The 12473-nt window shown below is 69.2% G+C and carries 9 protein-coding genes and 1 pseudogene; 4 read left to right on the top strand and 6 right to left on the bottom strand.

Annotated elements, in window-relative coordinates; all coding sequences use genetic code 11:
- On the bottom strand, positions 1 to 1236 hold the full coding sequence (locus tag WCE59_RS08680; RefSeq protein ID WP_343258358.1) for an efflux RND transporter periplasmic adaptor subunit: 1236 nt from the start codon (positions 1234 to 1236) through the stop codon (positions 1 to 3).
- A gap of 192 nt (positions 1237 to 1428) precedes the next feature.
- Here WCE59_RS08680 and WCE59_RS08675 point away from each other — a divergent pair.
- Positions 1429 to 1683 (top strand): annotated as a pseudogene (locus WCE59_RS08675) (DUF892 family protein); the annotation flags it as partial.
- A 42-nt stretch (positions 1684 to 1725) separates the two neighbouring features.
- Here the strand turns inward: WCE59_RS08675 and WCE59_RS08670 are convergent.
- The 4 genes from WCE59_RS08670 to lexA are packed head-to-tail and all read right to left on the bottom strand — an operon-like array spanning position 1726 to position 7593.
- On the bottom strand, positions 1726 to 4833 hold the full coding sequence (locus tag WCE59_RS08670; RefSeq protein WP_343258357.1) for an error-prone DNA polymerase: 3108 nt from the start codon (positions 4831 to 4833) through the stop codon (positions 1726 to 1728).
- Positions 4830 to 6260 (bottom strand): Y-family DNA polymerase, encoded by a 1431-nt coding sequence (locus WCE59_RS08665; protein ID WP_343258356.1) that lies wholly within the window; start codon positions 6258 to 6260, stop codon positions 4830 to 4832. The genes WCE59_RS08670 and WCE59_RS08665 overlap by 4 nt, the downstream gene beginning before the upstream one ends.
- A gap of 3 nt (positions 6261 to 6263) precedes the next feature.
- On the bottom strand, positions 6264 to 6971 hold the full coding sequence (gene imuA / locus WCE59_RS08660; protein WP_343258355.1) for a translesion DNA synthesis-associated protein ImuA: 708 nt from the start codon (positions 6969 to 6971) through the stop codon (positions 6264 to 6266).
- 1 nt (position 6972) lies between these two features.
- Positions 6973 to 7593, bottom strand: coding sequence for a transcriptional repressor LexA (lexA, locus tag WCE59_RS08655; protein WP_343258354.1), 621 nt, complete (start codon positions 7591 to 7593; stop codon positions 6973 to 6975).
- 76 nt (positions 7594 to 7669) lie between these two features.
- Between lexA and WCE59_RS08650 the strand changes: the two genes are divergently transcribed.
- Entirely contained in the window at positions 7670 to 8290 is a 621-nt protein-coding gene (locus WCE59_RS08650) for a trimeric intracellular cation channel family protein (protein WP_343258353.1), read from the top strand.
- 198 nt (positions 8291 to 8488) lie between these two features.
- Here the strand turns inward: WCE59_RS08650 and WCE59_RS08645 are convergent, their stop codons facing one another.
- Positions 8489 to 11212, bottom strand: coding sequence for a bifunctional acetate--CoA ligase family protein/GNAT family N-acetyltransferase (locus WCE59_RS08645; RefSeq protein WP_343258352.1), 2724 nt, complete (start codon positions 11210 to 11212; stop codon positions 8489 to 8491).
- Between the two features lie 94 nt (positions 11213 to 11306).
- On the opposite strand from WCE59_RS08645, the gene queD reads away from it, so the two are divergent.
- Both queD and WCE59_RS08635 read left to right on the top strand, forming a co-directional pair.
- On the top strand, positions 11307 to 11663 hold the full coding sequence (gene queD, locus WCE59_RS08640; RefSeq protein WP_343258534.1) for a 6-carboxytetrahydropterin synthase QueD: 357 nt from the start codon (positions 11307 to 11309) through the stop codon (positions 11661 to 11663).
- 107 nt (positions 11664 to 11770) lie between these two features.
- Positions 11771 to 12178, top strand: a complete 408-nt coding sequence (locus WCE59_RS08635; RefSeq protein WP_343258351.1) for a phasin family protein — start codon at positions 11771 to 11773, stop codon at positions 12176 to 12178.
- Positions 12179 to 12473 lie beyond the last annotated feature (295 nt).

Genomic DNA, 12473 nt, shown 5'->3' with positions numbered 1-12473 from the left:
TCAGTCGAGCCGGACCGGCAGTTCACCGCGGGTGGCGCTGCTGCCCGGATCCGGCAGGGGCTCGATGCTGATCCGGGCGCGGCTGCCATCCTGCGGCAGTGCCGCCCGGTCGATGGCGCTGGCTGCAACAACGCGATCACCTTCCTGCAGACCTTCCACCACCTCGCTCAGGGCAAGACCACGCAGGCCCAGCCGCACCGGCGTGCGCTGCAGGCGGCCACCGCGCAGCACCAGCACCGATGCCTGGTCGCTGCCGGCGTCGGCATCGATCAGCGCGTCGTTGGGAACGGCCAGCGCCTGGTCGCGGCTGCCGGTGAGGATGGTGGCGGTGACCGTCATGTCCTGGCGGACGAAATCGGCAGCCGGATCCAGGCGCAGTCGCACGTCCACCGTGCCGCGTGCCGGATCGATGCCGGGCGCAACGTGATGCACGGTGGCGCGGAACGGACGGCCGGGGAACGCGTCGGCGATACAGATGGCGGACTGTCCCACGGCCAGCATCGACAGGTTTTTCTCATCCAGCGGCAGCAGGATTTCACCCGGTGCGTCCACCGCGATCTCCAGCAGCACGTCACCCGGCACCACGGTGTCGCCCGGCTCCACCGCCCTGGTCAGCACCACGCCGGAGGCAGTGGCGCGGATTTCCGCCCGCGAAAGCTCGGCCTCGGTCGCCTGCAGGCGTTCGCGCAACTGTGCTTCGCGGGCACCTCCGGATAGTGCTTGCAGGGCAAGGCGCGCCTGCTCGGCGCCAGCGCGGGCGGCCACCTCCGCCTGGGCAGCCTGCTCCACGCTCTCCCGGGCCACCAGCTGTCGTTCGGCCAGCTCGCGCCGGCGCGCATGGGCGCGCTCGGCCTGGGCCAGGTCGGCGCTGGCCTGGCGCAGACGCGCTTCGGCGTCGGGCCGGTCCGCCTCGCGCAGCGCGTCCAGTGCGGCACGCGCCTCATCGCGGCGCGCTTCAAGGTCACGGGCGCGCAGGATCACCAGCACATCGCCGGGGGTCACCCGGTCGCCGTCCATCACCCTGCGCTCAAGCACCAGGCCTGCAATCTCGGCGCCCACCTGGACGCGCGAAGGCGAAGCCACCCGCCCGGTGGCCACCACGTTCTGGACCATCGGCCCCGCCTGCACTTCGTAGCCGGGCAGCACCGGCCCGCGCAGCGCCGCGATGCCCCAGGCAACCAGCCCCACCACCAACACTGCAACCACCGCGATGGTCCATTTTTTCGGCGCGCGCATCAGTTTCCCATGGCCAGTTGGAGAAGCGGCATATTGGCTGCAAGCGGAGGGTCGCGCCAACAGCGTGGCCAGCCCGCCCTCCCGCGGATTGCCGGGAGCACCTGTCGCGTAGTCCCGCTTGCCGACGTATCGCGTGGAAATCACGTCGTATCCGCAAACATCAGGGCTCCACAACCCCACGGAGAAACGATGATGACTGATCCACGGGAAAACCTGCTCGACTGGCTGCGCGACGCCCACGCCATGGAACAGCAGGCCGAGCGGATGCTCAAGGCCCAGGCTTCGCGTATCGACAACTACCCGCAGATGAAGGCACGCATCGAGCAGCATCTGGAAGAAACGCGTGGCCAGCAGAAGATGCTGGAGGGATGCCTGGAGCGTCTGGGCAGCTCACCGTCGGCGCTCAAGGACACCATGGGCATGATGGCGGCGGCCGGACAGGCGATCCACCCCCGGTGAAACCCCGGTGATATTCCCTTTCTGTAGGAGTCAGTGGAAGTCGCGGCTGCGTACATCGAGATTTCCCAGCATGGCGGTGAGGTCGTGCAGGCGATGGGCCACCAGGTGCCGCACGCCGTTTTCGGCCTCCAGCTTCCCTTCCACCATCAGCAGCCGGGCCTCCAGGAACGGGCGGCGCTGGCGCTCGGCCAGCTGCCGCCAGACCACCACGTTGATCATGCCGTGCTCGTCTTCCAGGGTGACGAAGGTGACCCCGCTCGCGGTCTGCGGGCGCTGGCGCCCCACCACAATGCCGGCAGCGCGGATGTTGCGCCCATGGGGAATGTTCGCCAGCTCACGCGAACTGCGGCAGCGGCGGGCACGAAGCTGGGCACGCAGCAGTGCGAGCGGATGCCGGCCGAGGGTGGTGCCGACGGTGGCGTAGTCGGCAAACAGGTCCTGGCCGGCGGTGGGCAGCGGCAGCGCCACCTGCTGCTCGCGCGGCTGCGTGGCCGCATCCAGCAGCGGGCGACGCTCTTCCACCCCGGCCACCGCCCAGCGCGCGCGATGGCGGTGCCCGGCCAGGCCGCGCAGGGCGCCGGCATCGGCCAGCAGTTCGCGCGCACGCGCTGCCAGCATGGTGCGTTCGCACAGGTCATCCACTCCGCCAAATGACTGCACATCGCGCGCCTGTTCGATCCTGCGCGCGTCCTCTTCCCGAAACCCGCGCACCATCCTTAATCCCATGCGCAGGGCAAACCCTGCCTTGCCATCCGCCTCCAGCGTGCAATCCCAGCAGCTCCAGCGCACATCCACCGGCCGCACCTGCCCGCCGTGCCGGCGCAGGTCCTGCAGGATCTGGTCGGCACTGTAGAAACCCATCGGCTGGCTGTTGACCAGCGCGCAGGCGAAGGCCACCGGATACTTCTGCTTGAGCCAGCAGCTGGCCCAGGTCAGCAGGGCGAAGCTGGCCGCGTGGGATTCTGGAAAGCCGTAGCTGCCAAAGCCCTTGATCTGTTCGAAGATGCGGTCGGCGAACTCCATGCTGTAACCGCGCTCGAGCATGCCCGCGGTGAGTTTTTCGCGGTGGTGTTCCAGCCCGCCGTGGCGCTTCCAGGCGGCCATGGAGCGTCGCAGGTCGTCGGCCTGACCCGGCGAGTAGCCGGCGGCCACCACCGCCAGCTCCATCACCTGTTCCTGGAACAACGGCACGCCGAGGGTGCGCTTGAATACCTTTTCCAGCTCGGGCGAGGGATAGGTCACCGGCTCCTCGCCGCTGCGCCGGCGCAGGTAGGGATGAACCATGTCGCCCTGGATCGGCCCCGGCCGCACGATCGCCACCTGGATCACCAGATCGTAGAACTCCTTCGGTCGCAACCGCGGCAGCATCGCCATCTGCGCGCGCGATTCGATCTGGAAGGTGCCGATCGTGTCGGCCCGGCCGATCATCTCCCAGGTGTCGGCGTCACTGCCGGGGATGCTCGCAAGGTTCCATGCGGGGCCGTGGTGCTCTTTCACCAGGTCGAAGCAGCGACGCAGCGCGGTGAGCATGCCCAGCGCCAGGATGTCGACCTTGAGCAGGCCCAGCGCATCCAGGTCGTCCTTGTCCCACTGCACCACGGTACGCCCGTCCATGGCGGCGTTTTCCACAGGCACCAGCGAGTGCAGCGGCTGCTCGCTGATCACGAAGCCGCCCGGATGCTGGGACAGGTGCCGGGGGAAGCCGATCAGCTCGCCAGCCAGCACCAGGATCCGATGCAGCAGCGGGCTGTCGGGATCGAAGCCGTGCTCGCGCAGTCGCTCCGGCGCGGGCAAGGCATCGCTCCAGTGGCCGATGCAGCCCACCAGCGCGTCGACCTGGTCCGCAGGCATGCCCAGCACCCTGGCCACATCACGCACCGCACCCGCGCCGCGGTAGCTGCTGGCCACCGCGGTGAGCGCCGCGCGGTGGCGACCATAGCGCTGGAACACGTACTGGATCACTTCTTCGCGCCGTTCGTGCTCGAAGTCGACGTCGATGTCCGGCGGCTCGTCGCGCTCGCGCGAGATGAAGCGCTCGAACAGCATGCCGATCCGGTCCGGGTCGATCGCGGTGATGCCCAGCGCGTAACAGACCACCGAGTTGGCCGCCGAGCCGCGCCCCTGGCACAGGATGTCGCGGCTGCGGGCGAAGCGCACGATGTCATGCACGGTGAGGAAGTAGCTTTCGTAACCGAGCTCGGTGATCAGTCCCAGCTCCTTTTCCACCAGCGCCAGCGCTTTGTCGGAAACGCCGCCCGGCCAGCGCCAGCGCAGCCCTTCTTCCGTCAGGCAGCGCAACCAGGAGGCGGCAGTGTGGCCCTCGGGGACCAGTTCGTGCGGGTACTGATAGCGCAGCTGCCCCAGGTCAAAGCGGCAGCGGCGCGCGATGCGCACGCTTTCTTCGAGCAGCCCCGGCGGATACAGCTCCGCCAATGCCGGCAGCGGCCGCAGGTGGCGTTCGCCATTGGGAAACAGGCGCCAGCCGGCTTCGGCCACGGTGACGCGATGGCGGACCGCAGCCATCACGTCCTGCAGCGCGCGCCGCCCGCGTGCGTGCATGTGAACGTCGCCGGCGGCCGCCAGCGGAACTTCGTGGCGCTCGCCCAGCGCCTGCAACCCGGACAGCTGTACGCCATCGCCCGGCCCGCGGTGCAGCTCCACCGCGATCCACAGCCGTTGGGGAAACAGCTGCTTCAGCCAGTTCGTGTGGTCCCCGCAGGCGGTGTCAGCTGCCTTGTCTCCCACCAGCGCTTCCATCTCCGGGACCCACAGCGCCAGCAGCCCATCGACGCCGGCATCAAGATCCTCGCGCAGCAGCCGGTATTCGCCCTTTGGCGCGCGTCTGCGCGCGGTGGTGATGATCCGGCACAGCGCCTGATAGCCGGCCAGATCCTCGACCAGCAACACCAGCTTCGGGCCGCCTTCCACCCGCATTTCGCTGCCCACCACCAGCGGCAGCCCGGCTTTCTTCGCCGCCTGCCAGGCGCGGACGATGCCGGCCAGCGTGCACTCGTCGGTGATTGCCAAGGCCTGATAGCCATGGCATTTCGCACGCTCGAACAGCTCCGCCGCGCTGGAGGCCCCGCGCTGGAAGCTGAAGTTGGACAGACAGTGCAGTTCGGCGTAACCGGCACTCATGCGAACCACCCGTGCAGCCACCAGCCGCCGCCCTCGCCGCGCACCGGCTGGAACACCCAGGCCTTCTGCCCGGTGGACAGGTGGGCAATGCGGTAGTCACGGCGCACGTCACCGCCGTCCCACCAGCCTGTCTCGATGCGCTCGCACGCACCCAGCTCCTGCGGCGGCGGCCCGCGCAGAGGCACGGGATGCGGCAACAGCCACCCCGGCCGCGATGCCTGTACGGCGGTGGTGGTGGCGGCGGCGGCGGTGACCTCCCCCGCTTCCGGAGTCCAGGCTTTTTCCGGACGATGATCGGCATGCACACGCAGCCCGTGCACCGAGGTTTCGCCCAGACGCGCGCGCAGCCGTTCGCGCAGCTGCTCCCAGGCCATCGCCTGCTGCGAACGCTCATCGAACAGTTCGCGATGTGCAGGCACGAATGCGGGCAGCTCGTCGGCCACCAGCGCCACCGCGCGCACCGGCGCCGGCACTGCTGCCTGCTCCAGCCGCCCGCGCGCCAGTTCAAACAGCATCGCCTCCTCACGTTCCGGCGCCAGCAGGCCTACCGGCACCTTGGTATCGGCCCGCCCATCGTGCTCAAGCAGCAGGTTGAAGCGCTGTACTCCGCCATCACGCCCGGCCAGGTAGGCAGCCAGATCAGAGGTCAGCCGTCGCAGCGGAAACAGCAGCGCCTGCGAGGAAATCACTTCATGGCCCAGTTCGATGCGCATGTCGAAACGGTCCGGCGGCCGGTACCAGTCCAGCACCACCTCACGTTCGCCCGTCAGCTCATCCAGATGCTGCAGCACCCGGGCCGGAAACCGTCGGGCGATGGCATTGCGCGGCAGCGCCATCACTTCGCGCAGGCTGCGCAGGCCCATGCGCGCGAACGCGGCCCCCGCCTCGGGCGCAAAGCCGGCGCGCTCGACCGGGAGCTGGCCCAGCACGCGCCGCAGCGGCGTCCCGGTCTCGATGGCCAGTCCATCGTGGGCATTGGCCAGGACCCGCGCCGCGACCGGATTAGGAGCGGCCACGATCCGGTGGGCGAAACCGAGCTGGGTCAGCTCTTCCCGCAGCCGTGCCTCAAACCGTGGCCAAGGGCCAAACAGCCCCAGGCTGCCCTGGATTTCCACCACCAGCGCATGCGGCCAGCGGGTGCTGACCTGGGAGCTGAAGCGGTAGGCCCACGCAGCCAGGAAGCGGTGCCAGCGCGCCTCTTCATCGGGATCGTGATCAAGGGTGGCCAGACCGTGGGCCAGCGCCTGGGCCGCGGTCAGCGCCATGCCCCGGCGCAGGCCCAGCGCCCGTGCGGCAGGATTGACCGCATGCAATACCCGCCGCTGGCGCGCACCGGACACCAGCGCCAGCGGGGCGCCCGGATCCGGACAGCGTCGCAGCGCGCCGTCCAGCGCCAGCCGCGGCAGCAGGATGCAGACCCAGCGCATGGCTCAGCCCTTGCGTCCGATCCGGTGGATCGCGGCCCCGGTGCGGGCAGGCGCGCCATTGGATGAAGCATCGCCGAATGGAGCATCCCCGAAGGAAGCATCCCCGAACGGAATAGGCTGCGGCGGCGCCAGCCCGCCGCGGCACTTGAGCACCCGCAGCTGCGCCGGGTGCGCGTCGATCGCGATCCGCAGCGCCGCCGGGGAAGGATTGCGCGCCGCGACCAGCGGCCGGGTCGCCAGGCCCAGGGTGCGCCCGGCTTCGGCTGCCACCTGCAGCCGGCGCAGGGCACGGTCGTCGGCCTTCAGCGGCCAGCACAGAACCGCACCGCAGCTGCCCGAACGCAGGCACTGCTCGGTGGCCCACAGCGCATCACGCTCCGTGGCAGCCTGCACCACCTCCACCCGGCGCAGGTCCACGCCCGCCGCCTGCCAGGCCGGGGCAAAGGGCACGTACGGCGGCGCCACAAGCACCACCCGCTCCCCCGTCCGGCTCAACCGCGCCAGCACCGGCCACAGCAGCCGCAGCTCGCCCACCCCGTCAGCCGGCACCAGGATCTCGCTCAACGCCCCCTCGGGCCAGCCGCCCGCGGGCAATACCGCATCCAGCGCCGCATGGCCCGTGGGCTGGCCTTCGGCCGGGCGCGGAGGCGGCCGTCCCTTCCAGATCCGGCGCTGTTCGACCAGCGCATCAATGGCGATCACCGCGCCCATATCAGCCCCGCCGCACCAGGCCGCAGAACACGCCTTCAACGGCGAAGTCCTGGCCGGGCTCGATCACAATGGGCGCATAGGCGGGATTGCGCGGCAGCAGCCGCAGCGCATCGGCCCCGCGCGACAGCCGCTTGATGGTCAACTCCCCATCCAGCCGCGCCACCACCGTCTGCCCATCGTGCGCATCGGGGCTGCGCTTCACTCCCACCAGATCGCCATCCAGGATGCCGTCGTCGATCATCGAATCGCCCTGCACCCGCAGCAGGTAATCGGGCACGGAGGAGAACAGCCGCGCATCCAGGCTCAGCGTATCCACCAGCCCGGCATCGGCCCCGATCGGCGCACCCGCCGCCACCCGGCCCAGCACCGGCACCCGCAGCAGATCCGCCCGCGCCCGCATCCCCGCCGGTCTCACCCCGCGCGCCTGGCCCGGCGCAAACTCCACCAGCCCCACCTCGGCCAGCGCCAGCACATGCTTGCGCGCCGCCCCGCGCGAGGCCAATCCGCTGGCCTGGGCAATCTCGGCCAGCGTGGGCGGCTGGCCATGGTTGGCCACCCGGTCACGGATGAACGAGAGGATGGCGGCACGACGGGGACTCAGGGATTTGCTCATAGAGTACATTTGTACTCCAATCGGCCGGATTTGTCCTCCCCTCCCTCGGCTTCCATCCTGAACGCAGGCGGGGTCTACTGGAGCAATGACTCTCGCTTTCGTCACCCTGCTCGACTTCATCGGCACCTTCGCCTTCGCCATCAGCGGCGGCCTGGTCGCCGTACGCCACCGCCTCGACCTGTTCGGCGTACTGGTGCTCGCCTTTGCCGCCGCCACCGCCGGCGGCATGACCCGCGACATCGTCCTCGGCGTCACCCCCGTCGCCGTCGCCGACTGGCGCTACCTGGCCATCTCCCTCGCCGCCGGCCTGCTCACCTTCTTCCGCCACGAACGGGTGGAACAGCTGCGCAACCCGGTCCAGCTCACCGATGCCATCGGCCTGGCCTTGTTCGCTGTGATCGGCTCGGACAAGGCCCTCCACGCCGGCGTCGGCCCCGTGGGCGCAGTCATGATGGGAATCCTCTCCGGCATCGGCGGCGGCATCGTCCGCGACGTACTCGTCGCCCAGGTGCCCACCGTCCTGCGCTACGAGCTCTACGCCCTCGCCGCCCTGCTCGCCTCGGTGGTGATGGTGATGGGCCACGAACTCGACCTGCCCCACGCCCCGGTCGCCATTGCAGGCGCAACCCTGTGCTTCACCCTGCGCTGGCTGGCCCTGCGCCGCGGCTGGCGCCTGCCCGTAGCCGGCGGCCACCAGGACCCCTGACGACAAAACCCCAGTAGGAGCGCGCCATGCGCGCGAAGCCGCGTGACAACGATTGTTTTTGTACCGGCGGGCGGCCGGCCGGGCCAGGCCAGTGCGGGGCACGCCGTAAACCCATCCATGGGGACCGTTGCGGCGATTGCCGGGATTGCATGGGTCACGCGGCTTCGCGCGCATGGCGCGCTCCTACCGGAAAAGCCTTTACACGGAACGTGATGGACTTGGCGACGGGGATCCTTCCACCGGCAGGCTGACCAGCATGACCGTCATGTCGTCCGGGTCGGGGGCGACGTTGAAACCGAGGTTGCGGCACATCGACAGCATCGTCGTGTTCTCCCGCAGCACCTGCCCCTCGATCATCTTCAGCCCCAGCCACTCCGCCAGCTCGATCATCACCTGCATCAACTGCCAGCCCAGCCCCGCCCCCTTCAGATCCGAACGCACCATGATCCCGTACTCGCCGCGATCGTAATTGGCGTCCGACACCAGCCGCACCGCCCCCAGCATCTCACCCGTCTCCGGATCGATCGCCGCCAGCGCCATCTGCCGGGCGTAATCCAGCTGGGTCAATCGGGCGATGAACTCGTGACTGAAATCCTTCACCGCCTGGAAAAACCGCAGGCGCAGGTCATCCGCCGTCACCTTGTCGAAGAACGCCCGGAACAGCGCCTCGTCCTCCGGCCGCACCGGCCGCACGAACGCCTGCTTGCCGTTGGCCAGGGTGATCGTGCGCTCCCATTCGCGCGGATACGGCAGGATCGCGAAGCGCGGATGGCCGCGACCGCGATGCAGCCGGCGCGAGGGCGCCACGGTTACCCGCGCATCCACCGCGATCACCCCGCTGCGATCGGCCAGTAGCGGATTGATGTCCACTTCCAGCACTTCCGGCAGGTCCGCCGCCAGCTGCGCCAGCTTGACCAGCACCAGCGCCACCGCGCGCTCGTCCGCCGCCGGCACGTCACGGTAGCCCTTGAGGGTGCGCGATACCCGGGTGCGGCCGATCATCTCGTGGGCCAGGCGCAGGTCCAGCGGCGGCAAGGCCAGGGTCTTGTCGTCGATCAGCTCCACCGCCACCCCGCCGCGCCCGAACACCACCACCGGGCCAAACACCGGATCGTCGGCAATGCCGGCAATCAGCTCACGCGCCTTGGGCCGCAGGATCATCGGCTGCACGCTGACGCCTTCAAGGTGGGCCTCCGGTCGCAGCTCAGCGGCCCGCTGCAGAATCTCCGCGGCGGCTTTGCGCACGCCTTCCACGCTGACCAGGTTCAGACGCACGCCGTCCACATCGGACTTGTGCGGAATATCCGCCGAGAGCACCTTCACCGCCACCGCCGAACCGGCCGCAAGCAGCGCTTCGGCAGCCTGCCCCGCCGCCTCGGGATCCGCGGCCACCACGCTGGGCGCATACGGGATGTCATAGGCCGCGAGCAGCGTGGCCACTTCCAGCGGATCCAGCAGGGTCCGACCCGCCTCCAGCACCTGCTGCATCACCGCCCGGGCGGCAGCCAGGTCAACACTGAAGTCGTCGGGCAGGCTGGGCGGGGTTTCCCGCAGCGCGATCTGCGCCTGGCGGTGCCGGGCCAGATACATGAACCCGCGCACCGCCTCGGCCTCGGTGGCGTAGGTCGGCACGCCCGCCCCGCCGAGGATGCGCTCGGCCTCGTCATCGCCATCCATCCACACTGCCAGCGTCGGCTTGCGCCGCGCCTTGGCCGGGTGCGCGCGCAGCGTGTCGACCACAGCCTGCGCGGCCTCCTGCGGGGGCGACAGCGCCGTGGGCACGTGGATGGCGAGCACCGCATCGGCGCCATCGTCATGCAGCAACGCCTCCAGAGCCTGCGCATAGCGCTCGCCGTCCGCATCGCCCAGTACGTCGACCGGATTGGTTCGCGACCAGCCGCGCTGCAGCTGCTGGTCGAGAGTTTCCACCGTCTGTCCTGACAGCTGCGCCGGACGGCCACCCGCGTCCACCAGCCGGTCCAGGGCAAGCATGCCGGTGCCCATGCCGTTGGTCAGCACCGCCATCCGGTCGCCCGGCAGGCTCACCAGGTGCGAGAGCGTTTCGGCCGCGGCAAACAGTTCATCCAGCGCGTGCACCCGCAGCAGGCCCGCGCGGCGGAAGGCACTGTCATACACGTGATCGGGCAGGGCAAGCGCCGCGGCATGGGTCTGCGCCACGCCGGCCGGCGGCGCATGGCGGCCGGATTTGACCACCACCACCGGCTTGGCACGGGCCGCCGCACGGGCGGCGGACATGAACTTGCGCGCATCGCGCACGTGCTCGATGTAGAGCAGGATCGCGCGGGTCCGGTAGTCGGTGGCGAACCAGTCGAGCATGTCGGCGAAATCGACATCGATGGCGTCGCCGAGCGAGATCGCCGCCGAGAACCCGATCGAACGGGTGTGCGCCCACTCCAGCACGGCTGCGGCAACGGCACCGGACTGCGACACCAGGGCCAGATCGCCCGGCTCTGGACGCTGCGCGGCAAAGCTCGCGAAAAGTTTTGAATGCGGCGCCACCACGCCCAGGCAGTTGGGCCCCACGATGCGCAGTCCGCGCGGGCGCGCCACCGCTTCCAGCGCGGCGTTGTACGACTCCGGCCCCGACCCCATGCCGCGGGTCAGCACCACCACGGCGCGGGCACCGCAGTCAGCCGCCGCCGCGGCCACCTTCGCCACCGCCCTGGGCGGTACGGCGATCAGCACCAGATCGGGTTGGAAGCCCAGTTCGGGCATGCGCTTGACCGTGCGTACGCCCTCGATCTGCGCATAGCGGGAATTGACCACGCCCACCTGTCCGGCGAAGCCGCCGTCGAGCAGCTGGCGCAGCACCAGCCGCCCCAGCGAACGCTCCCGCGGGCTGGCGCCCACCAGCGCAATCGAGCGTGGACGGAAGACGGCGTCGAGGGAATAGGTGCTCACGGAAAGCCACGGCCGGAAGGAACTGCAACCTTACCGCTTGAGCCGCCGCGGTATCCTGTTGCCCCCCCTTCGCGCTCCCACATTCGCCATGTCCATGCATATCTACAAGGTGTTCACCGTTGAAGCCGCGCACCGGCTGCCGAATGTGCCCGAGGGCCACAAGTGCGCGCGCCTGCATGGGCATTCGTTCCGGATCGAACTGCATGTGACCGGCGAGCCTGGCGAACACACCGGCTGGATCATGGATTTCGCGGATCTCAAGGCCGCCTTCCGGCCGCTGTACGAGCAGCTGGACCACAACTACCTCAATGACATCGAGGGCCTGGACAATCCCACCAGCGAGCGCCTGGCGATGTGGATCTGGGACCGGCTGAAGCCGGTGGTGCCGGAGCTGGACGAAGTGGTGGTGCACGAAACCTGCAGCGCCGGCTGCCGCTACCGCGGGCCTTAATACACCCAAATCGCAAATGTTGCATCGCAGCAAAAGCTGGGTTATGGTGCACCGCACAAACCGGCAAAAGCCTGCCGGCCCTTCAAGCCCAATGCAGGAGTTCCGCCATGAACCAGTACAACCAGTACAACCAGTACAACGAACAGTTCGCCGCCGCCACGCGCCAGTTCGCCGACACCGCAGCCCAGGTCAATCAGCTGGCCCTGCAGAATGCCGAGAAGGTGTTCGCGCTGCAGATGAGCACCCTGGAAGAAAGCGTCAACGCGGCGTTTGCCTTCTTCGGCCAGGCCGCCGAGGCCCGCGACAACGACGGCTACAAGAACCTGTGGCCGAAGGGCGTGCAGGTTGCCCGCGAGAACGTTGAGCGCAGCATCAACGCCGGCCAGGAAGCCCTCGCCAGCACGCTGAAGACCAACGAGGCCATCGGCCAGATCGCCAAGGGTCAGATCGAATCCGCCACCGAGCAGGCCAAGGACGTTGCCTCCAAGGCTGCCAAGGCCACCCGCAAGAGCTGATCAAACGATCTGCTGTCACCTCTCCGGCAGCGTCGTTTTCTGGAAACCCGGTCGCGAAAGCGGCCGGGTTTTTTTTATGGCTCATCTCCAAGGTCCGGGGCTGCTCCTTCGATTTACCTCGTCGTGACCTGATGGGCCCCGCCGCGGCCGGGAGGCCTTGCGCTCCATGTCCCCCGGCCTGCGCCTGCGGCTACGGCCTCCTCCTTTACTTACGCGCAAGGCCTCCCGGCCGCGACGGGGCTCGGCTTCGGAGAGCAGAGCGATGCGGCCCCGCTTTCCGCAAAGCCCGCCACGA

Origin of the sequence: Luteimonas qiangzhengi (assembly GCF_039548515.1) — a bacterium.
Classification (GTDB): domain Bacteria; phylum Pseudomonadota; class Gammaproteobacteria; order Xanthomonadales; family Xanthomonadaceae; genus Luteimonas.
This window is presented reverse-complemented; position numbering and strand designations above follow the sequence as displayed.

Coding starts and splice junctions, on each gene's coding strand:
- WCE59_RS08680 (WP_343258358.1), bottom strand. CDS start 1,236: ATGCGCGCGCCGAAAAAATGGACCATCGCGGTGGTTGCAGTGTTGGTG.
- WCE59_RS08670 (WP_343258357.1), bottom strand. CDS start 4,833: ATGAGTGCCGGTTACGCCGAACTGCACTGTCTGTCCAACTTCAGCTTC.
- WCE59_RS08665 (WP_343258356.1), bottom strand. CDS start 6,260: ATGCGCTGGGTCTGCATCCTGCTGCCGCGGCTGGCGCTGGACGGCGCG.
- imuA (WP_343258355.1), bottom strand. CDS start 6,971: ATGGGCGCGGTGATCGCCATTGATGCGCTGGTCGAACAGCGCCGGATC.
- lexA (WP_343258354.1), bottom strand. CDS start 7,593: ATGTACTCTATGAGCAAATCCCTGAGTCCCCGTCGTGCCGCCATCCTC.
- WCE59_RS08650 (WP_343258353.1), top strand. CDS start 7,670: ATGACTCTCGCTTTCGTCACCCTGCTCGACTTCATCGGCACCTTCGCC.
- queD (WP_343258534.1), top strand. CDS start 11,307: ATGCATATCTACAAGGTGTTCACCGTTGAAGCCGCGCACCGGCTGCCG.
- WCE59_RS08635 (WP_343258351.1), top strand. CDS start 11,771: ATGAACCAGTACAACCAGTACAACCAGTACAACGAACAGTTCGCCGCC.